The 19,717-nt window shown below is 61.0% G+C and carries 18 protein-coding genes, 1 tRNA gene and 1 other RNA gene; 7 read left to right on the forward strand and 13 right to left on the reverse strand.

All coding sequences use genetic code 11. The features are described 5' to 3' along the window. Nucleotides 1-6: 6 nt before the first annotated feature. From P3G66_RS19260 to P3G66_RS19285, 6 genes are all read right to left on the reverse strand, one after another. Complete coding sequence (locus P3G66_RS19260; RefSeq protein ID WP_276117009.1) at nucleotides 7-1,596, reverse strand: long-chain fatty acid--CoA ligase; 1,590 nt, start codon at nucleotides 1,594-1,596, stop codon at nucleotides 7-9. Continuing rightward, complete coding sequence (locus P3G66_RS19265) at nucleotides 1,589-2,212, reverse strand: alpha/beta fold hydrolase (RefSeq protein WP_042926504.1); 624 nt, start codon at nucleotides 2,210-2,212, stop codon at nucleotides 1,589-1,591. The genes P3G66_RS19260 and P3G66_RS19265 overlap by 8 nt, the downstream gene beginning before the upstream one ends. Beyond that, nucleotides 2,212-3,573 (reverse strand): MFS transporter, encoded by a 1,362-nt coding sequence (locus tag P3G66_RS19270; protein ID WP_007731563.1) that lies wholly within the window; start codon nucleotides 3,571-3,573, stop codon nucleotides 2,212-2,214. The genes P3G66_RS19265 and P3G66_RS19270 overlap by 1 nt, the downstream gene beginning before the upstream one ends. Before the next feature lie 97 nt (nucleotides 3,574-3,670). Next, the gene (locus P3G66_RS19275; protein WP_003943988.1) at nucleotides 3,671-4,723 is read right to left on the reverse strand and encodes a 3-keto-5-aminohexanoate cleavage protein; all 1,053 of its coding nucleotides are present in this window, start codon (nucleotides 4,721-4,723) and stop codon (nucleotides 3,671-3,673) included. Between the two features lie 52 nt (nucleotides 4,724-4,775). After that, the gene (locus P3G66_RS19280) at nucleotides 4,776-5,675 is read right to left on the reverse strand and encodes a TauD/TfdA family dioxygenase (protein WP_007731564.1); all 900 of its coding nucleotides are present in this window, start codon (nucleotides 5,673-5,675) and stop codon (nucleotides 4,776-4,778) included. A gap of 30 nt (nucleotides 5,676-5,705) precedes the next feature. Beyond that, nucleotides 5,706-6,680, reverse strand: a complete 975-nt coding sequence (locus P3G66_RS19285; protein WP_003943928.1) for a quinone oxidoreductase — start codon at nucleotides 6,678-6,680, stop codon at nucleotides 5,706-5,708. A 200-nt stretch (nucleotides 6,681-6,880) separates the two neighbouring features. Here P3G66_RS19285 and P3G66_RS19290 point away from each other — a divergent pair, with 200 nt between their 5' ends. Beyond that, nucleotides 6,881-7,885, forward strand: coding sequence for an AraC family transcriptional regulator (locus P3G66_RS19290; RefSeq protein WP_073512843.1), 1,005 nt, complete (start codon nucleotides 6,881-6,883; stop codon nucleotides 7,883-7,885). On the opposite strand, the gene P3G66_RS19295 is transcribed toward P3G66_RS19290, so the two are convergent. Then, nucleotides 7,878-8,924, reverse strand: coding sequence for a putative sulfate exporter family transporter (locus P3G66_RS19295; RefSeq protein WP_081377557.1), 1,047 nt, complete (start codon nucleotides 8,922-8,924; stop codon nucleotides 7,878-7,880). The two genes, P3G66_RS19290 and P3G66_RS19295, sit on opposite strands and share 8 nt — an antisense overlap. Nucleotides 8,925-9,025: 101 nt before the next feature. On the opposite strand from P3G66_RS19295, the gene P3G66_RS19300 reads away from it, so the two are divergent. After that, nucleotides 9,026-9,934 (forward strand): LysR family transcriptional regulator, encoded by a 909-nt coding sequence (locus P3G66_RS19300; RefSeq protein ID WP_007731572.1) that lies wholly within the window; start codon nucleotides 9,026-9,028, stop codon nucleotides 9,932-9,934. 7 nt (nucleotides 9,935-9,941) lie between these two features. On the opposite strand, the gene P3G66_RS19305 is transcribed toward P3G66_RS19300, so the two are convergent. From P3G66_RS19305 to ffs, 4 genes are all read right to left on the reverse strand, one after another. Then, nucleotides 9,942-10,523, reverse strand: a complete 582-nt coding sequence (locus P3G66_RS19305) for an HhH-GPD-type base excision DNA repair protein (RefSeq protein ID WP_276117010.1) — start codon at nucleotides 10,521-10,523, stop codon at nucleotides 9,942-9,944. 18 nt (nucleotides 10,524-10,541) lie between these two features. Further along, the gene (locus P3G66_RS19310) at nucleotides 10,542-11,897 is read right to left on the reverse strand and encodes a glycosyltransferase 87 family protein (protein WP_073512844.1); all 1,356 of its coding nucleotides are present in this window, start codon (nucleotides 11,895-11,897) and stop codon (nucleotides 10,542-10,544) included. A 98-nt stretch (nucleotides 11,898-11,995) separates the two neighbouring features. Next, nucleotides 11,996-13,288 (reverse strand): aminotransferase class I/II-fold pyridoxal phosphate-dependent enzyme, encoded by a 1,293-nt coding sequence (locus P3G66_RS19315; protein ID WP_019746524.1) that lies wholly within the window; start codon nucleotides 13,286-13,288, stop codon nucleotides 11,996-11,998. A 41-nt stretch (nucleotides 13,289-13,329) separates the two neighbouring features. Beyond that, an RNA gene (gene ffs / locus P3G66_RS19320) (signal recognition particle sRNA small type) lies at nucleotides 13,330-13,429 on the reverse strand. Nucleotides 13,430-13,565: 136 nt separating this feature from the next. On the opposite strand from ffs, the gene P3G66_RS19325 reads away from it, so the two are divergent. The 3 genes from P3G66_RS19325 to P3G66_RS19335 all read left to right on the forward strand — a co-directional run bounded on the left by P3G66_RS19325 (nucleotide 13,566) and on the right by P3G66_RS19335 (nucleotide 16,449). After that, nucleotides 13,566-13,653, forward strand: a tRNA-Ser gene (locus P3G66_RS19325). A gap of 531 nt (nucleotides 13,654-14,184) precedes the next feature. Then, nucleotides 14,185-15,276, forward strand: a complete 1,092-nt coding sequence (locus P3G66_RS19330; RefSeq protein WP_269616187.1) for a Fic family protein — start codon at nucleotides 14,185-14,187, stop codon at nucleotides 15,274-15,276. Between the two features lie 354 nt (nucleotides 15,277-15,630). Next, nucleotides 15,631-16,449 carry a pentapeptide repeat-containing protein gene (locus P3G66_RS19335; RefSeq protein WP_042447733.1) on the forward strand — a complete coding sequence of 273 codons (819 nt, stop codon included), beginning with the start codon at nucleotides 15,631-15,633 and terminating at the stop codon, nucleotides 16,447-16,449. Between the two features lie 9 nt (nucleotides 16,450-16,458). Here the strand turns inward: P3G66_RS19335 and P3G66_RS19340 are convergent, their stop codons facing one another. Beyond that, entirely contained in the window at nucleotides 16,459-16,767 is a 309-nt protein-coding gene (locus P3G66_RS19340; RefSeq protein WP_007731580.1) for a DUF6191 domain-containing protein, read from the reverse strand. A 134-nt stretch (nucleotides 16,768-16,901) separates the two neighbouring features. On the opposite strand from P3G66_RS19340, the gene P3G66_RS19345 reads away from it, so the two are divergent. Together P3G66_RS19345 and P3G66_RS19350 are read left to right on the forward strand one after the other, a co-directional pair. Beyond that, nucleotides 16,902-17,573 carry a response regulator transcription factor gene (locus P3G66_RS19345; RefSeq protein WP_007731581.1) on the forward strand — a complete coding sequence of 224 codons (672 nt, stop codon included), beginning with the start codon at nucleotides 16,902-16,904 and terminating at the stop codon, nucleotides 17,571-17,573. A 39-nt stretch (nucleotides 17,574-17,612) separates the two neighbouring features. Next, on the forward strand, nucleotides 17,613-18,392 hold the full coding sequence (locus tag P3G66_RS19350) for a helix-turn-helix domain-containing protein (RefSeq protein WP_003943809.1): 780 nt from the start codon (nucleotides 17,613-17,615) through the stop codon (nucleotides 18,390-18,392). Nucleotides 18,393-18,414: 22 nt separating this feature from the next. On the opposite strand, the gene P3G66_RS19355 is transcribed toward P3G66_RS19350, so the two are convergent. Further along, nucleotides 18,415-19,704 carry an MFS transporter gene (locus tag P3G66_RS19355; RefSeq protein ID WP_003943831.1) on the reverse strand — a complete coding sequence of 430 codons (1,290 nt, stop codon included), beginning with the start codon at nucleotides 19,702-19,704 and terminating at the stop codon, nucleotides 18,415-18,417. Nucleotides 19,705-19,717: the final 13 nt, after the last annotated feature.

A 19,717-nucleotide genomic window follows, 5' to 3' on the forward strand; every position in this document is an offset into this window, starting at 1 on the left:
ATCTCCTCAGACCATCGAAAATGCTTGATTCAGTTCACGTTTGAGAATCTTTCCGGTTGCCGTCATCGGCAGCGACGGCACGAACTCGATGCGGCGCGGATATTTGTAGGCGGCCATCTGTTCCCGCGACCATTCCACGAGATCCGATTCGGAGATCTCTTCACTCGGCTCTCGGATCACGTAGGCGACAACTTCTTCGCCGAGGCTCGTGTCCGGCACCCCGACGACGGCGACGAGTGAGACGGCTGGGTGAGTGAGCAGAACCTCTTCGATTTCGCGTGGGTAGACGTTGAATCCGCCCCGCACGATCATGTCCTTCGCGCGATCGACGATGTAGTAATTTCCGTCGGTATCGACCCGTGCCAAATCCCCGGTGCGAAACCATCCGTCGCACATGACTTCCGCCGTCGCCTCTGGTCGGTTGAAATAGCCCTTCATGACGTTGTGCCCGCGAATGGCCAACTCTCCCACTTCATCGGGGCCGGCGATCGTGTGCCAAGAGTCGTCGACAAGCCGCGCTTCGACGCCCCAGATCGGCACGCCGATCGAACCGGGCCGGGGGTCGCTCTCCGGGTCACTGAACAAGGCCAGCGGAGAGGTCTCGGACAACCCGTACCCTTCGAGGATCTGAACACCGAAGCGTTCCCTGAACTGTGTCAATATTTCCACGGGAAGCGCTGCACCACCGGAGATCGCGCACCGCATGTTCTGTGCAACGGTCTCGATATCCACCCCGGATTTCACTACCTCCTCCAGCACGCCGAGCAGTCCCCAATACATGGTCGGGACGCCCGCGAAGACCGAGATCTTTTCGCGTTCCATGATCTCGAGTGCCGCGGTCGCATCGAAGCGCGGCATCAACACCAAGGTGGCACCGACGCAGATTCCCGCATTCATGGTCACTGTCTGGCCGAACGAGTGGAACAACGGCAAAGTCAGGAGATAACGCTCATGCATGGACGGAACGCTCTCGAACAACCGGTTGGTCGACAGTGCATTCAAGACCATGTTGCAGTGAGTGAGTTCGGCGCCCTTGGGCTTTCCGGTCGTGCCGCTGGTGTAGAGAATGACCGCGGTGTCCGTCGGTTCACGAACAACCGCGGCTGCAGGCGTTTCCGTGCCGGACACGGATGCCAGTGCTTCGCCTAGAGTCTCGACTCCGAGGATCGACGACGGTGCACCCGGTTCGGCGCTGATCACGATCAGGGCCGAACAGGTCTCGCTCTGCTCGAACCCGGCGATGGCGTACTCGGCGATCGGTAATTCGGGACTTCCCTCGAAACAGAAGTACAGCTTCGCTTCCGAATCAGCCAGGTGATAGGCAATTTCGCGCCCCTTGAGCAGGATGTTCAGAGGAACGACGACGCCACCGGCCTTGAGAATGCCGTAGTAGACGATCGGGAACTCGAGAACGTTCGGGCAGGACAACGCCACCTTGTCACCTGGCTCGACACCCCGCGAGACGAGCAGATGGGCGATGCGATTCGCGTACGCATCGAACTGCGCATACGTCAGCCTCGCTTCCCCGAGAACCAGCGCATCCCGTTCCGGGTACCGCCGGGCCGAGTCTTCCAGCAGAGCAGCAAGATCAAGCATGACTGTGTTCCTCCTGCGCATCGGAATCCGTGGCATGAGACGAGGCAGCACGCGACACCGACTCGAGCAGTTCCCGCACCAACGATTCCGCCCGCGGCCAATACCCGTATCCGGACGCCGGATTGAGATGTCCGACCTCACCCAGATCCAGCAACCGACTCCCCCATCCTTCAGCCAAACCCACAACTCGGCGATACCCGGCGAGCGGATCGTTCCGACTCGCCGCGACCGTGCTCGGAAACGGCAGACGCTGACGCGGTATCGGTAGCCACCCGTGTCGGTCGAGATCGTCGAGAGACGGATAAGACTCGGGCAGCGGAAGTTCGAGATCCGCCGGCGTGACCAGAAGTGCGCCCGCAACCTCTCGATGATGCGCCCTCGCCCAGTGAGCAACTGTCATGACTCCGGCGCTGTGCCCGACCAGGACCACCGGCCCGCAGACACTTGTCAGCACCTCGTTCAATGCCGCAACCCGCGCATCGCGACTGAGCTTGTCGGTCTCGAGGGGAGGAACCGTCAGAACATTGTCGAGCCTGCGCGCGAGGTGAGTCTGCCAATGATCTTCGACATGATCCCGCAGACCGGGAACCATTACTACCGTAGTTGATTCATTCATCATGAGCTCCGAACGTCTGTTACTTCAGTGGCGCCGGGGATCTCGGGCCGATTCTGCAACGTCGCCAGCCGCCTCATCCCGGCGGGATAGGCACGCTTGCCGGCTACCAACGCGAGGGCCGCGACGACATAGACGAAGGGCGAAAGCTGTAGAGCGCCGAGAAGACCCAGGTGATCGGCGAGGATGCCGACAACGAAGGGACCGAGCGCCAGCCCGAGAAGGTTGTTGGCGACGGTGAGCGTTCCCATGGCCGACGCTCGAATCGAGTGATGGGTAAGGTTCGCGACCATCGCTGCCGTCGGCCCCGACGAACCGGCGGAGAAGAATGCACCGATACCGAGCAACACGAGTTGTGCTGTCCCCGTGCCCAACCGGAGCCCGATGCTCAGCGTCACCAACGAGATGGCGCAGTAGACGATGGCGGTGGTCCATTTTCGCGCCGAATCGTCGCGGCTGAATCTATCTGTGATGAAACCGCAGACCACCATCCCGCTTCCGACCAGGAGGACGAACACGGAAGCCGTGACGCCGGCCTTGTCCGGGGCCAAATCGTAGTAACGATTGAAGAAGCTCGGCAACCACGCCAGAAGTACAGCGGCGGTGAACATCTGGAGACCACCACCGATGTAGGCGAATAATACGGCTGGATTGGTGAACAGCGAGGACACCGGCGCACGAAAACCGTCGTGTCTCACCGCTTCCCCGGCGGCATCCGGCGCGGCCTCGACGGCGTAAGCGGTGAGCTTCTTCTCGGTGACGAGGGCACGGAAGAGCGCGACCAGAATCAGACCGAAGATCGCCATGGCGGCAAAAGACCACCGCCAACTGAACTGGACTGCGATGAACCCACCGATTGCCACACCGATGACCGAACCGAACGATCCACCGGCCATGAAGGCACCTGCAAGAGCTGCGTGCACGCGGGGCGCAAACACACTGAGGACCACGGCGATACCCACGCTGCCGTACGCCGCTTCACCGACACCGACCAGGAACCGGGCGCCCAACATCTGTTCGTAGGTCTGAGCGATTGCGCACAGCAACGTCGCGACACTCCACAACACCGCCATCAAGATCAAGCTCTTGACGCGGCCCCAGCGGTCCGCGAGCAGCGACAACGGGAACGTCAACAGCCCGACCATCAATGCCACCACGCTGCTCAGGGAGGCGAGGTGCGAATCGGAGAGATCCCAGTCCGCTTTCAGGATCGGGAAGACTGCACTGAGCACCTGCCTCGACATGTAGTCCGAGAGCAGAAGACCGAAAGCCAGGGCGAAAACGATCCACGGGTATAACTTTCGTCGTCCGCCGATTCCGAGCGCGGTGTCCACACGTGGCGTGGCGGGAGCTTGCAGTCCCATGACTCTCCTAGGAAGTACTCGAGGTAGACGGGGGGATTCGGGGGTACGAACCGTCGCGGTTCGTACCCCCGGAACTGTCGTACGAGAGGATGCGAACTCAGGCGTGCTGCGTGAATCCCAGCTGGCCGATACGGCGGTTGGGCGCGTAACCCAGCTTCGCCAACGTCTCGTCGGTGTCGGCATACGTCTCACCGATCCGGTAGATGTCCCGAGCTTCCTTCGCCGTAGCCACCTCGCGGCCCAATTCGCCTGCAATGCGCACCAACTGCTCGATCTGCTGCACCGACGTCATCTTCTCGCCCTTGCGGCCCCAGATGGTGTCCTCGTTGCCGCAGCGAGCGTGCAAGCCCATCGCGATGGCCATCGTGTTCACCGGCAGGACGCTACGCATCAGCGTTTCCAGCGTCAGGCACGCACCGTCGGGAACACGCTGGACGAAGTTCATCATGTTGTACGGGTTGGGTCCGTCGAAGCCGCCGCCGATTGCGACCCACGTGAGGTTGACCGGACCCGTGTAGATGCCGCGTCGGATCAACCGCTCCACCGTTTCGAGCTGCGGAATACTGGACAACTGGAAATGCGGCTGGATTCCGGCGGCCTGCAACCGGCGCAGGTGCTCTGCCACCCACTCCGGACCGGCGGGCACAGTCATTTCCCGATACGTATCGGCCAATTCCGGACGCTGCATCGACGTACCCGCGATGTCGTCGTCGGTCATCAGTTCCATGATGTTCATCTGGCTGGTATTGATCGCGATCGTCACCTGATCGGGAGCCGGCTCCAATTCCGCCAGCATGTGACGCACGTCGTCGGACAACCACTTCGCATCGGCACCTTCCCCCTCCGGGGCAAACGAAATCGACCCGCCGACCTGCAGAATCATCTCGGGAACGGCCTCACGCAAGCGACCGAGAAGCTCGTTGAACTTCGACAGACGCTTCGAGCCCTTGCCGTCGAGTTCACGCACGTGGATGTGGAGAACTGTGGCACCGGCGTTGAAGCAGTCGACGGCTTGCTGGACGTGCTCGTCCATCGACAGAGGGAGGTCTTCTGCAAAATCGTCCGGCTCCCACTCCGGTCCGTAGGGAGCAACGGTGATGACAAGCTTGTCCTGGGTTTCGGGGAACAGTGAATCGTCGTGGAAATGCATAGCGTGACTCCGATCGAGTGAATGAATTTATCTTCGGGGCTGGGAAGAGAGATCAGAACGGTGCGTCGCCGATGATTCCGGCGCGCTCCATCTTTCGAACCGCGGGCCAGTAGTCCTGCACCGCGTAATGCTGTGTCGAACGGTTGTCCCAGATCGCGACGCTGTTTTCGGTCCAGCGCCACCGAACCTGGTACTCGGGAATCTGAGCCTGGCTCGCCAGGTAAGTGAGCAGATTCCCGGCGCCGGGGGCGTAATCGATTCCATAGCGGACGTTCTCGGGCGTGTGATAGTTCACGAGGTGTGTGGCGAACGAATTGACGAAGAGAATCTTCTCGCCGGTCTCCGGATGTGTTCGTACCACGGGATGTTCGGCGTCGGGGAAGCGCTCCTTCAGCTGGTGCCGCTGTTCGATCGGCATCCGAGCGCCGAAGGTCGACTCGATACTGTGCCTGGCACGCAGATCCTTGATCTGCTCCTTGACCCGCGCCGGCAGATTCTCGTAGGCGAGTGCCATGTTCACCCAAATCGTGTCGCCGCCGACAGGAGGTGTTTCCACACAACGCAATACACATCCCATGGGCGGGTTAACGCGCCAGGTGGCGTCGCAGTGATATGCATTCTCGAAATGCTCCGGCGGGCTGTCCAGATCCTTGTAGATGCGGACCAGGCCCGGGTGGTCGGGGTCGCTGCCCAGAGCCGGATGATCCTCGAGTTCACCGAATCGCTGGGCAAGTTCTACGTGCTCGGCTTTGGAGAAGGTCTGGTCGCGAAAGAACAGAACCTTGTGTTCGAGCAACAATGCCTTGATTTCGGCGAAGAGTGCATCATCTCGCGCGACCTCGCCGAGATCCACCCCGGACAACTCTGCCCCGATCGAACAGGTCAATTTCTCGACGCGGATCGTATTCCTCGACGAGGGAAGGTTTTCTGTGAGCGTTGCGGTGTTGGTCATGACAATTCCTCTGGGAAGTGCTGTTTCGGTTCAGACGGAGAAGACGGAGGAACCGATACTGCGACCGGACTCCATGTCGTGGTGCGCACGCACCGCATCTTCGAGGGGGTATCTCTGGTTGATCTCGATCTTGATTCGCCCGGACTCGACGTGTGAGAACAGTTCGCCCGCCAGTTCGGCACGTTCTTCGGGATCCGCGATGTAATCGGCGAGAGCCGGACGTGTGAGGAAGAGTGATCCCTTGACTGCCAACTGCATTGCCTGAATCGGCGGAGTCGGTCCGGACGCCGTTCCGAAGCACACCAGCAGCCCCCGCCTGGCAAGGCAATCGAGAGAGATGTCGAACGTGGATTGCCCGATACTGTCGTAGACAACCGGCACGCCGACGCCCCCGGTGATCTCCTTGACACGCGCGACGACGTCCTCGCGGGTGTAGATGACGACTTCATCGCACCCGTGAGCTCGGGCAACGCTCGCCTTCTCGTCGCTCGACACCGTTCCGATCACTTTGATTCCCAACAGTTTTGCCCACTGGGTGAAGATCAGTCCAACCCCGCCCGCCGCAGCATGTAGCAACACGGTGTCTCCCGCTTTCAACGGGTAGATGCGACGCAGAAGGTAGGCGGCAGTCAGTCCTCGCATGGTCATGGCGGCCGCGGTGTCGAAGGCGATGCCGTCGGGTAGCGCGATCAGGTCGGACGACGCCATGATCCGCTCGGTGGCGTACGCACCCAGCGGACTGCCGGTGTAGGTCACACGGTCCCCCACCGCAAAATCGACTACTCCCTCGCCGATCTCTTCGACCACACCGGCGCCCTCGACGCCCATCCCGGCAGGCAATTGCGCAGGATAGAGGCCACTTCGAAAGTAGGTGTCGGCGAAGTTCAACCCCACCGCTTCATGACGAACCCGAACCTCTCCGGCGCCCGGTCGTCCTACCTCGATCTCTTCCCAACGCATGACGGACGGTGTGCCGATCTCGTGGAACCGAATGGCGTTTGCCATCAATGCTCTCCAATTCTGTGGGCGGGCTCGACTCGATTACGGTCGAGCTGTATTCGTACGCAACAACTTCCAGAAGTCGGTGCTCGACTTCGTGGTCGTGCCGAACTGATGTGAACAAAACTATGTGAGATCCGGCTCACATGCTTAACTTGACGAGACACACAACACAACATTTCGGGACATCGAGTAAAGGGGGCCCCATGAAGCCACTCGCCCGCTACGCGTCACTGAACCGATACGTCGACCTGTGCCGAACAGTGGACGTGGACGCTGTGGCCCTCATGAGAAGTGTCGGCCTGAGCCCGGCAAGCCTGGCGAACCCCGACCAATGGGTACCGGCCGCCTCCATCGCATCGCTCCTGGAGCGATCGGCAGCGGAGTCCGGACACGAAGACTTCGGGCTTCTACTCGCCGGCCTGCGTCGACTGTCCAATCTCGGTCCCCTCAGCTTGGTCATCAGGGAAGAACCAGACGTCAGGAGCGCGCTCGACGTATTGATGCGATACGAGCACACGTACAACGAGTCATTGCGCATTCGATTGAACGAGGTCAACGGACTCGCCACCCTGCGAATCTCGCTCGAGGTCGGCGAACCGGTCGACACCAGACAGGGCGTCGAACTCGCAGTCGGCGCGACACTGCAGATCCTGCGGAGTTTCCTGGGTTCTCGATGGCAACCGGTCAGCGTGGGATTCACGCACAATGCCCCGAAAGACACGAGCACGCATCGGCGAATCCTCGGCGAGACGGTGGAATTCGATCACGAGTTCACCGGTATCGTTTTCTTCGCCGCCGACCTGGATGCGGCTAACCAACTTTCCGACGAGTTACTCCGGCCGTACGCTCGCCAGTTCCTCGACTCGCTTCCCGCCTCGGAAACCTCCGATACCCTCAGCCGCACCAAGGAATTGATCGAAGTTCTGCTTCCGACCGGCCGCTGCTCTGTCGAGCAGGTGGCACGCAGTCTCGGATTCGACCGGCGGACACTGCACCGTCATCTCGCCGAATCCGGAGATACGTTCACGGCCGTTCTCAATTCGGTTCGAAGCTCCCTCGCGGAACGATTTGTCTCCAACCCTCGCTATTCGTTGACCGAAGTGGCTGTGCACCTCGGGTTTTCGACGCAGGGTAGTTTCTCGCGCTGGTTTCGCACTCAGTTCTCGATGAGCCCGAGCGCGTGGCGGACTCAGCGCTCGATCAGCTGACCAGCACGACTCCGACGTAGGCGATCGTTGCCACCCACACAGTGGAAATCGCGGCCAGCACGAATGGCCGGGCGCCAACTCCACGAATGACGCTCAACCGCACCCCCAGCCCGAGTGCGAACATCGCGGCCGCCAACAGCGCCGTCTGCACCGTCTTCGCCAGCCCCAGAAGCTCATCCGGCAAGATGCCCGTGGAGCGCAAGCCCGTACAGCCGATGAACGCCACGACGAAAAACGGAACCAACGGAGGACGCTTGGTGGCGGTGCTGTCGACCATCCTGCGTTGCCGGATGCTCAGAAATGCCATGACCGGCGCCAACATCAACACGCGCGCAAGTTTCACCACGGTCGCGACACCCAACGCGGTGGCGCCGAGAGCGCTGCCGGCAGCCACCACTTGCGCCACTTCGTGGATCGACCCACCGGCCCACATGCCTGCACCGACCTCGTTCATACCGAAAGCGTTGGCCAACAGTGGGATTGTCGGAATCATCAGAGTTCCGAAGATCACCACCAACGCAACAGCGGTGAGCAACTCTTCCTCTCGCGCATTCACCACACCGTCCGCAGCAGCCACGGCGGCAGCGCCACAGATCGAGAAGCCGCAGGCAATCAGAATTCTCTGCGACCAACTCAATCCGAGAAGTTTTCCGGCATACATGGTCCCGGCGATACCGAGGAACACAATCGCCACCACAACGGCGATCACTCCCCAGCCCAAACCGACGATGTCGGAGAACATCAATTGCAGCCCGAGCAGAGCGATACCCACCCGAAGTAGCCGTTTCGCCGAGAATGCCAGGCCAGGTTGGAATTTCGCCGGCAAAGAGACGGCATTCGCCAACACCGCACCCGCCACGATCGCAATCAGCAACGGACTCACGGCGGAGGTGAACTGACCGGCTATCAGCGCGACCGTGGCCCCCAAGGCGCACAACGCAACTCCGGGCACCAATGCAGCCACACTGGACCACCGTCGTACTTCTGACGAAGGGGCGACTGCGGGTTTCTCGGCCACGGACTTCACATCACGGTTCACTCATCCAGCGTCCTTGAGTCACCATCGCTCCGGTAGGGCGATTTCTACCATCACGGCATATCAAATCGATATGAACGTGAAGTTCGGTATAGCCTGTTTGCATGACCAGACGGTGGCCCGACCTCACCACTCTCGAGCTACTCATCGGCATCGATGATCACGGAAGTCTCAGTGCGGCAAGCCGTTCAGCAAACATTGCGCAGCCGAATGCCAGCCGCGCCGTCAAAGCCCTCGAGCGGCAGCTCGGGATGCCACTCATACACCGAAGGTCGACGGGGGCGGCTTTGACTCCGCAGGGGACCGTCATCGTCCACTGGGCGCGCCGCGTCCTCGCCAACTCGAGGCAGCTTCTCGACGTCGCCGAAGGGATGCGGACCGAACGATCCGCGGAATTGACCGTGTGTGCCAGCATGACCGTCGCCGAACATCTGATTCCGGCCTGGCTCGGTATCTTTCGGTCACTACATCCTGGTGTCACCGTCCACCTTCAGGTCTACAACTCGACCCGCGTCCTCGAGGCTGTCGAGGTGGGAATGTGCGACCTCGGATTCGTCGAGTCACCGACCGTTCCGAAGAGCCTGTCCAGCGTCACCGTCGCGCGTGACTCGCTGGTCGTGGTCGTTCATCCGGATCATCCATGGGCGCGTCGACGAAAGCCGCTGACCGTCGCCGAACTGGCAGCGACGCCGCTGCTGGTGCGCGAGCCCGGATCGGGAACCAGAACGACTCTCGACCTGGCGTTACACGAATACGAGCGCGGTGCACCGTTGTTGGAACTGGGTAGTTCGGCCGCGATTCGAACCAGCGTGCTCGGTGGCGTCGGCCCGGCGGTACTGAGCACGCTGGCCGTCGAGGACCAGGTGAAGCAGGGAGAACTTCGGGTCGTAGCCGTCGAAGGCTTGGAACTCGACCGATCCCTGCGTGCAGTGTGGCGCCCGCCGCGTCAGCTCGAGGGCCCCGCAGGCGACCTGATGAAAGTAGTGCGTGCCAGCGGGTCCCGGAAATCCTGAAAGCGGCTTACTTCTTGTCGGACTTCGCTGCTGCCTTTGCGGCCTTCTTGAACTCGCGGACCTCGAGCAAAGACTGTTCGTCGACCACGTCTGCAATCGAGCGCCTCGAACCTTCGAGCCCGTAGTCGCCGGCCGCTTGGCGCCAACCTTTCGGCTCGACGCCGATCTGTTTTCCGAGCAACGCCAGGAAGATCCGGGCTTTCTGATCCCCGTAACCGGGTAGGGCTTTGAGCCGCTTCAGTACTTCCTTGCCGTCGGGATTTCCCGAAGTCCAGATCGCCGCGGTGTCGCCGTCGTAGTTCTCGACGATGAACTGGCACATGAGCTGGATACGCTCGCCCATCGACTTGGGGAATCGGTGCACAGCCGGAGGCTCGGCACAGACGGCGATGAACTCGTCGGTGTCCATGTCGGCGATACGCCTGACGTCGATACCGCTGAGCCGATCCGCCAGCTTCTTCGGACCGAGGAAGGCCGTTTCCATCGGAACCTGTTGATCGAGAAGCATTCCGATCAACAACGCCAACGGGTCCTCGGCGAGGAGAGCATCAGCTTCGGGGTCACCGACAAGGTTCAGTTGAAGTGCCATGAGTCCGATACTGCCACGTCAGGCGGCAGTTGTGACCGGCGCCGACGCATCCGGGGCCGGAATCTTCCACTTCTTCCAGCCGAACAGAACCAACGTCGAGACCGCGGCAAGCGTGAAGACCCAGAGGTAGACGCCGACGGTCGGAATCCGCAGATACTCGGGCGGCACGAACATGAACAGGCCCATTCCGATGAAGCGATCCGTACCCGGAATGACCGACGGGTCCCACCAGGTGTGAGACCAGTTCAAGACCGGGAGCAGGAAAACGAACGGCGCCACCCACGCCCAGCGCTTCTTCGACACCATCGCGTAGTGCGCGGCGAGGACGACCAGCGGGACGAACCACACCCAGTGATGGCCCCACGAGAACGGCGAGACAGTGGTCGCAGTCAACCCCGTCATGGTGAGGCCGAGCAATTTCTGGCCGTGCCGGTGAGCAATCCACGCGGCACCGAGTCCGAGGCATACCGCCAGCGCACTGAAGACTAGAACCAGGACCCGCGACGGCGTCGGAGTGTGAGTGAGCTGAGCGATCAGACCGGACACGGACTGGTTGCTAGGAGCATCCGTCGGTCCGACGCGTTCGCTGTCGACAAGAGTGCCGGTCCAGTACTTGTACGCATCGTTGTAGATCACGACGAAGCCGATCGCAACGGTCGCAGCGAACGTCACGACGGCCGTCACCAACGCACGCCATTGACGAGTGATGAAAAGGTACGCCCAGAAGAAGGCCGGAGTGAGCTTCACGCCGGCGGCGATGCCTGCCCCGATTCCTCGGAGCCGACTCTTCTCGTCCCGACCGAGGTCCCACACGATCAAGAGCAGCAGGAAGATGTTGATCTGCCCGAGCCAGAGCGTCGTACGTATCGGTTCCATGAACAGAAAGATCGTGGTGGCCAACGCACTGACGGCGTACGCCTTCACGTCGAGCCGATAACCGAGGTACTTCCAGCACAACACGATCACTGCGAACAGCGCAGCGATGTTCAAACCCGTCCACACGACAATCGCCTGTTTGAACGAGAGCACCGCCCACACCGTGAACAGCAAAGCCGCAAACGGGGTGTACGTGAACATCATCCCTTCCAGGACTGGCCCGTCGTACAACGGAAGGCCCTGAACCACAACGCTGCCGCCGTGGCGGTAGACGTCGAGATCGAGGAAATTTTCGAAGATGCCCCAGTACCGCGTATTCATCGGCACGGCGAAAAGAACCATCAGCACGGACGCGACTGCCAGAACACCGAGTACAGAGAATCCGAGAACACCGACACGGAGGGTGCGTCGCGGTATGTCAGCTTCGACGACCGACTCCGAGTTCGCGGTGTGCGCCTCGAAAGAAGGCCCATCCGAAGCGTTGATCGCGCCCGTCACTACAACCTCCGGGATTCACACCCTATGTCGGGAATTGATGCTCCGAACGGTACAAGACAAGACCGAAAAGTACCGACCGGGCACGCCGCTTCGAGAACTCAGATCTCGGAGAGACGCGATTCGGTAGCTGCGAGCAGAACACACGTAGCCACGCCGTCCATGGCAACTTCGAGTTCAGCCGTGGACGGGAAGCTCGGGGCCAACCGGATGTTCCGGTCGTCCGGATCCGTGCTGTACGGGAAAGCCGATCCGGCAGCGGTGAGCGCGATACCCGCGTTCTTCGCCAGTTCGATGACGCGCTTGGCCGTGCCGTCGACCACGTCGAGGCTGATGAAGTATCCGCCCTTCGGCTCCGTCCAGGACGCGACCTTCGAAGCACCGAGACGATCCTCGAGGATCCGCAGTACGAGCTCGAACTTGGGCGCGAGGAACGCGCGATGCTTCTCCATGTGCGCACGAACGCCGTCGGCATTGCCGAAGAAACGCAGGTGGCGAAGCTGATTGACCTTGTCCGGTCCGATGCTCTTCTTACCCAGAAACTTCTGGTACCAGGCAAGGTTTTCCGCCGAGCTACCGAAGAAGCTCACACCAGCGCCGGCGAAAGTGATCTTGGACGTCGACGCGAACACGAGCGGACGGTTGGGGTGTCCGGCCTCCGCTGCCATCGAGAGAATGTCGTAGGAAGGCGCAGTCTCGCCGACAAGCGGATGTACGGCGTACGCGTTGTCCCAGTACAGGCGGAAGTCGGGCGCGGCCGTCGGCATCGACGCGAGCGTACGGACAATTTCTTCGGAGTACACGGCACCCGTGGGGTTCGCGTAAACCGGAACCGCCCACATGCCCTTGATCTGCGGATCTGACGCAACAAGTTCGGCGATCTTGACGACATCCGGGCCGTCGTGGTTCATCGGCACCGCGATCATCTCGATGCCGAGGGACTCGGTGATCGCGAAGTGGCGGTCGTAGCCCGGTGCGGGGCAGAGAAACTTGATCTTCTCTTCCTGTGCCCACGGCCGGGCCGAATCCGGAGTGCCGTGGAGCAGTGAGAACACGACGTTGTCGTGCATGATCTCGAGGCTCGCGTTGTTGCCGGCGAGAAGGTTCGCAACGGGGATACCCAGCAGCTCACCGAAGATGGCGCGCAGTTCCGGCAGACCGGTGAGTCCGCCGTAGTTACGGCAGTCGGTGCCGCTTCCGTCACGGAAATCACCGTCGCCGGGCAGCGTCAGCAGCTCTGCGGAAAGGTCGAGTTGTTCCGGGGAAGGCTTACCGCGGGTCAGATCGAGTGCGAGCTTCTGCGCCTGGAGCTGCGTGTACTTCGCGCTCTGGCTCTCATGCTCGGAGGTGAGTTCTTCATGGCTCATCAACCCGATCTGGGTTTGGATAGGCATCCGGAGCGGCCTTTCACCGACGAGGCGGGGTCGGGTATGTGAAAAAATAGAGGACCCCGCGCACCCGGCAGAGCCCGTTGACCCTTGCTGCCTTCCGGCCCTGGGGGAGTTCACAGGATGCGCGCCGCGCGGGATCCAATGAACAGTGTAGACGGCTTTCGCCGGCCGCTGCACACCACCTACCGGGGCCGAGATGCAAACCTCGAGTTCCACCGGTTCTTCGCAGGTCAGGTACCCGTTTAACGCTTCGCGCCCGCAATTGGGTATGCTGCTCCACGGAGGATTCGCCTAGTGGCCTATGGCGCTCGCCTGGAACGCGGGTTGGGTTAACGCCCTCAGGGGTTCAAATCCCCTATCCTCCGCCAAAGGAACCCCTGTGAACCGCTGAGAAGCGGTTCACAGGGGTTCTTTTCTGTCCTCATGCAACGAGTAATGCAACAGGGTCTCGGTTCAGCTCGATGTTCTGCGAGCTCAGACGGTCTGCCGACTCGTGGTGGTTTCGATCCGCAGCGCGCCCAATCGGAATGCTGCTGCGTGATTTCGAGTGGCCCGCCGATGGCCCGAACCCGATTCGGGAAGCTATGGCCACATCTGCTCCTGCAGCCCGCGTTGGTCATGAAATGACACCCGCGCCGCAAGTCTTATTTATCCAGATCCCATTCTGGATAAGATAGGCATGGAAAGCAAGGCGGCAATATAGCGTGGATACGGGGAGAGACCAGATGGCGTACAGGACGTTGAAATCGATCTTTCACCAACGAGATCGTGCTGGTGCCGATGCTGAGGAGCGAGCGCGACGCGATTCTCCCGCCGCCGTCCACTGGGACCTACTGATCGGCGAACACTCGACGTTCGCACTGATGACACCCGAAGTCGCAGCGCTGATCGAACGGATCATGAGCTTCGAGCCGAAGATCCGGGCTGAGTGGAACGGGCTGCCGGCCCTCGCGCGCACCCACTACCTGCATCGCATGGTGATCGACGAGATCCAGGCAACGAACGAGATCGAACAGGTCCGCTCAACCCGGAAGGAGATCAGCGAGGCAATCGAGATGGTGTGGGCGGAGCAACCCCTCGCGAACAAGCGGTTCGCCGAGATGGTGCGGCTCTATCTCAATATCGGCAACGACCAGGCCGAGAGTCCGCAGACGCTCGACGACATCCGAGACGTCTACGACGCGGTAACTCGGGGCGAGATTCGCGACGAGGACGCCCCCGATGGGAAGCGGTTCCGGCAAGGGCCAGTATCGATCACGTCAGGAATCAAGGTCGTGCACACCGGTGTGGTACCCGAGTCAGCGATCGACGACGCGCTGACCCTCATGCTGAGCCAGGGGGGCGACGACTCGATTCCACGACTGATCAGGGCAGTGGTCGCGCACTTCATCTTCGAGTACACGCACCCGTTCTACGACGGCAACGGCCGAACCGGACGCTACCTTCTCGCGCTGGACCTTCGACAGGTGTTGGCTCCGTATGCGAGCCTGGCATTGTCGGCGACCGTCGCCGACAACAAGGATCGTTACTACAAAGCATTCTCTGACGCGGAGAATCCATTGAACCGCGGAGATCTGACGCCCTACCTGATCGATATGCTGGAGATCATCGCCGAGGCGCAACATCGACTGCTGCTCGACCTCTCCGAGAGGCGGCATAAGATCGACACACTCGAGGCGCGTATCCGCGTTCTGGTGGAGGATGAGGAATTTCCGCTGAACTTGGGACTCGATCGCGAGTCGACGCCGCCGGTTGGTAGCAACCACATCGGCGCAGTCCTGTTCACCCTGGGTCAGGCCCACTGCTTCGAGGCGAACCGCGCCATCAAGTTGAACACCCTGGTCGAGGTGGTGGGTCGATCCAGCCAGTTCGCCCGCCCGCGACTTCAGCGCCTGGACGATGCCGGGATCATTGAGACGGTTACGAAGAGACCGCTGCGCTTCCGGCTCACGGCACGGGGGGTATCGCTCCTCGATCTGGATGGGGAGTGATTTTCGCCAGGTCGCAGATGGGCTAGGTGGCGATTGGGCGCACGATCGACGTTTCCATTCCCACTCGCGAATGGAGTGCAGTGGCCGCAACATTTGTGGTCTTCGTCGGCGCACTGGTTCTGCCGCCGGGTACCGCACGACGATTGGTTGCAGCGAGCTGGGCCGTCCACCCGATTTTCGACCTACTTCACGAGCGTGGTCCAGAATCACGTCTGCCGGATTGGTACCCCGCAATTGCGCGGGATACGACCTCGGAGCCGCTGGACTTCTTGCTGCCGAACCACGCAATTTCGTTTGACAGACTCACAAACCCGAGGACAGACTTTCCGTCCAACCCAACCATCGGGAGTACGCGTGATTGCCGGCCAGACCAATCTGCTCGCAGATTGCAGCAGTTGCTTCGGTCTGTGCTGCGTCGCACTCCCCTTTTCCAAGTCCTCCGACTTCGCGACCAACAAGAATGCCGGCGACCCCTGCAAGAACCTGCAGCAGGATTTCCGTTGCGGCATTCACACCGGATTGCGAAAGAAGGGCTTCACCGGTTGCACCGTCTACGACTGTTTCGGTGCGGGACAGAAGGTTTCACAGCAGACCTACGACGGCGTCAGCTGGCGTGATGCCCCGGAGACCGCGTCAGACATGTTCGAAACCTTCCCTGTCATACGCCAGTTGCACGAACTGCTCTGGTATCTCGCCGAAGCCCGCTCGCTGAAGCAAACCCACTCGATACGAAAGGAACTCGACGCTGCACTCGCAGAGACGGAAAGCCTGACCAACGGCACACCTTCGCAGATTCAAACCGTCGACGTCTCAGCACACCGAGCGGCAGTCAACACACTGCTCTTGCAGACGAGTAACCTTGTGCGCTCACCGATCTCAACCAAGAAGGGTCGAAAACTCGACCACCGCGGCGCAGACCTCATCGGCGCCAAATTTCGTGGTTCTGATCTACGTGGGGCCAACTTTCGCGGGAGTTACCTGATCGGTGCAGACCTCCGCGACTGCGAACTCGATCGAGCCGATCTGATCGGTGCAGACTTGCGCGGCACCGACATTCGCGGCGCAAAACTCCGCGGCAGTATCTTTCTCACGCAGTTCCAGATCAACGCGGCGATCGGCGATTCGGCTACCACGCTGCCCGATTCACTGACCCGCCCCAGCCACTGGGCCTGAACCCGACTGTCAACTCCGTCGACGGAGAACGACCTTGTTAGCTTCCGGATCGACAGACACCCACGGCGGGTCACCGTCCGTTCCGTCCTCACGATGCATCAATGCGCTCTGACGCTGTTCGAATTCATGATGCTTGGACCCCTGAAACAGGGCAGCAACCTCTTCGAAGCCCGCGGCCGAGACCGGACGAGTCGTACGTCCCCGAGTCCACGGCAGTGCCCGGCCGCCGGTGAGCCGGTTCCAGAGAGTCTCGGCGAAAGCGAACAGGACCAGCAGCACGAGCAAGCCTGGCAGCGTCAACGCGAACAGAGTGCCCATGAAAGAAGTCTAGCGACGAACGCCCCCGGTCCCCTCGACTTCCGATCGGCCGCCCTATGTCTGGTCCCGCGGTCGATGATCTGCCACAATGCAAGCTGTTACGACTAGTAACACCTTCGGGGGGAGGATTTCACGTGAGCTTGATACTTGCAGCTACCGATCGTTCGGAGCTTGCCCAGACGCTTGGTACCGAATTAATACATTTCGGGCACCAGATACAGCTCGTCCGCACCGGGCGTCGACTACTCGATGACCTGGACACCGACAGTTTCGATATCGCCGTGATCGATCTCCTTCTGCCGGACATCGACGGCTACGAGATCGCACGGCAGATCCGCTTGCGCAGTTCGATGCCGATCATGATGCTGGTGGATACCTACGAGGACATCGACGAAGCACCACATCGCGCTGTCTCGGACTTTGTGCTGAACCCGATCGATTCTCACGCGCTCGATCTTCGGGTCACCGCAATCCTTCGTGAAACCGCACATCCCGCCCCCGGCAAACACCAACGTCACGGTGACCTGCTCCTCGATCGACGTGCGATGACGGCGACGATGGGCGGAAAGCTGCTGGTCCTCAGTCGGACCGAATGGCGGGTACTCCTGGAGCTGTCGACCGAGCCTGGGCGCGTGTACTCACGTGATCACCTGATCCGAAACGTGTGGGGTTCCGACCACGAAAGGACGCGTGTAGTCGACGCAACCATTCTCAGCCTGCGGTCCAAACTCGAATCCGATCCCGCGAAACCGAAGTACATCAAAACCATCAGGGGATTCGGATACCGCTTCGGCCCGGTCGACTGAAGTCGCCTTCGTGTCGGTGCCGCTCGATAAGCTCTTGTCATGGGTTGGTACACACCACAATCGGTCGCCCCGGATCTCTCCGACATCCTGGTGTGTGGCTGGACGGCGTGCGCAGAAGGAGAACACCTCCTCGTGCCCGATGCTTGCATGGACGTGCTGTGGATACGCGGCGTCGGCATACGCGTCTGTGGCCCCGAAACCGCTGCATGGTCATTCACTCTTCCGCCCGGAACACGCTCCGTGGGTGTTCGATTCCGCCCTGGATCGGCATCGCCGATGTTGCGAACCTCGGCGTCCGAGCTTCGGGATTCTCGCGCCGATCTCAGCGATGTAACCGACGCACGCACGGAACGAATACTGTTGAACCGCTTGGAAAATTCCGAAGACCACGAACAGGTCTCCATCCTCGAAAGCGCTGTTCGGAGTTGGGTAAGTTCGAGTTTCCGTCACGATCCGGTGATCAACCACGTTCGCACCGCACTGTCCGAACATTCGTGGAATGTCAGCTCTCTCGCCGACGCGGCGGCACTGACTTCGCGCCAACTCCAACGTCGATGCAACGACGCCTTCGGATACGGCCCGGCAACGCTGCGCTCGATCCTGCGCCTCCAGCGCTTCATGGCGCTCGCTCGCAGTCGACCCGCGCTGGGACTCGCTGAATCCGCCGCCCACTGCGGATTCAGCGATCAGGCCCACTTGACCCGTGAATGCCGCCGAATCTCGTCGCTGACCCCGGCGGCTCTACTCCGCACCCAAGCCCCCGACTGGCACGGGTCGGATACCGTTGTCGCGCTGGCGGAGGGAGACGCGGTCGCGTAATCCCGACCGCGCTCCCCCGCCGTCACTTCTGGCTGAAAAGCGTCCTTGCCGACCACAGCCCACCGAGGGAAAGAACTGCGACCGTCATGTAGTAGTAACTGGGGGCGTCGAGCGAGCCTGTTGTACTGATCAACCAGGTCAAGACCAACGGCGCGATTCCGCCGAGCAAAGTCACTCCGAGGTTGTACGACAATGACATTCCGGTAGCCCGGATCTCTGCCGGGAACAGCGAACTCATCAGGGCGGGCAAGGGACCGAAGGCAAACGCCATGATGACACCCAGGACCGAAACAACCAGGACGAGGGTCAGAGTCGACGGGTGATCGACCATCAATTTGAAGAGCGGCCAGGCCAAGACGATTGCCGCAACGGCGGCCCAGGTCATAACTCTCGCCGGTCCGACCCGGTCTGCTAGATGACCGATCAACGGCACGGTGATCAAGGTGACCAGTCCGGCGACGATGCCGCCGAGATAGCCGGCCGAGGCGGATACTCCGAGGTTCTTCACGGCAAACGTCGGCATGTACAAGATGAGATAGATCGAGATCGTCGCGACGCCCACTACGGCGGCCCCGGTCAGCACCCGGCCGAGATGCCTGGTCAACGTCGTCTTCAGCGGAGCCTTTTCCGGGACGCTCGTCTTGAAATCGTCCGTTTCGTCAAGCTTGGCACGGATGTAGAGTCCGACCGGCCCGACGATGATGCCGAAGAAGAACGGAACGCGCCAGCCCCACGAGTAGAGCGCTTCATGCGAAAGGTGGGTGTTGAGCACGTATCCGAACAGCGATGCCAGGAAAACCGAGGCACCCTGGCTGGCAACTTGCCAGGAAGAGTAGAACGCCTTCTTGTGTGGCGCAGTCTCCACGAGGAAGGTTGTAGCAGTACCGAATTCACCGCCGGCGGAGAATCCTTGAATGAGACGCGAAACAAGGATGACGACGCCGGCCCACGGTCCGATCATCGAGGTCGTCGGCGCCACGGCCATGATGAGCGTGCCGATCATCATCAGCATCATCGTCAACGTCAAGGCGTTCTTGCGCCCGCGACGATCGGCGTAGCTACCGAGAACCATCCCGCCAAGCGGCCGGATGACGTACGAGATCGCGAACGTCGCGAACGTCAGTATCAAACCGAGCGTGTTGTCGCCGCCGGGAAAGAAATTATGGGCGATCACCACTGCGAATGATGCGTAGACGATGACGTCGAACCATTCGAGCGCAGCGCCGAGCGAACTGCTGATCACCGCCTTGCGAGCAGCGGCCAGGCGTTCCGGGGTGACTGTTCCGGAGGTTGGCGTAGTTGCCGTGGACATGGTTTTCCTTAGG

The organism is Rhodococcus sp. C3V (genome assembly GCF_029269915.1).
GTDB classification, from domain to species: Bacteria; Actinomycetota; Actinomycetes; order Mycobacteriales; family Mycobacteriaceae; genus Rhodococcus_F; species Rhodococcus_F qingshengii.

Excerpts from the sequence above, each read along its gene's own strand:
- P3G66_RS19260 (WP_276117009.1), bottom strand. The coding sequence starts at position 1,596 with ATGCTTGATCTTGCTGCTCTGCTGGAAGACTCGGCCCGGCGGTACCCG.
- P3G66_RS19265 (WP_042926504.1), bottom strand. The coding sequence starts at position 2,212 with ATGAATGAATCAACTACGGTAGTAATGGTTCCCGGTCTGCGGGATCAT.
- P3G66_RS19270 (WP_007731563.1), bottom strand. The coding sequence starts at position 3,573 with ATGGGACTGCAAGCTCCCGCCACGCCACGTGTGGACACCGCGCTCGGA.
- P3G66_RS19275 (WP_003943988.1), bottom strand. The coding sequence starts at position 4,723 with ATGCATTTCCACGACGATTCACTGTTCCCCGAAACCCAGGACAAGCTT.
- P3G66_RS19280 (WP_007731564.1), bottom strand. The coding sequence starts at position 5,675 with ATGACCAACACCGCAACGCTCACAGAAAACCTTCCCTCGTCGAGGAAT.
- P3G66_RS19285 (WP_003943928.1), bottom strand. The coding sequence starts at position 6,680 with ATGGCAAACGCCATTCGGTTCCACGAGATCGGCACACCGTCCGTCATG.
- P3G66_RS19290 (WP_073512843.1), top strand. The coding sequence starts at position 6,881 with ATGAAGCCACTCGCCCGCTACGCGTCACTGAACCGATACGTCGACCTG.
- P3G66_RS19300 (WP_007731572.1), top strand. The coding sequence starts at position 9,026 with ATGACCAGACGGTGGCCCGACCTCACCACTCTCGAGCTACTCATCGGC.
- P3G66_RS19305 (WP_276117010.1), bottom strand. The coding sequence starts at position 10,523 with ATGGCACTTCAACTGAACCTTGTCGGTGACCCCGAAGCTGATGCTCTC.
- P3G66_RS19315 (WP_019746524.1), bottom strand. The coding sequence starts at position 13,288 with ATGCCTATCCAAACCCAGATCGGGTTGATGAGCCATGAAGAACTCACC.
- P3G66_RS19330 (WP_269616187.1), top strand. The coding sequence starts at position 14,185 with ATGAGCTTCGAGCCGAAGATCCGGGCTGAGTGGAACGGGCTGCCGGCC.
- P3G66_RS19340 (WP_007731580.1), bottom strand. The coding sequence starts at position 16,767 with ATGGGCACTCTGTTCGCGTTGACGCTGCCAGGCTTGCTCGTGCTGCTG.
- P3G66_RS19350 (WP_003943809.1), top strand. The coding sequence starts at position 17,613 with ATGGGTTGGTACACACCACAATCGGTCGCCCCGGATCTCTCCGACATC.
- P3G66_RS19355 (WP_003943831.1), bottom strand. The coding sequence starts at position 19,704 with ATGTCCACGGCAACTACGCCAACCTCCGGAACAGTCACCCCGGAACGC.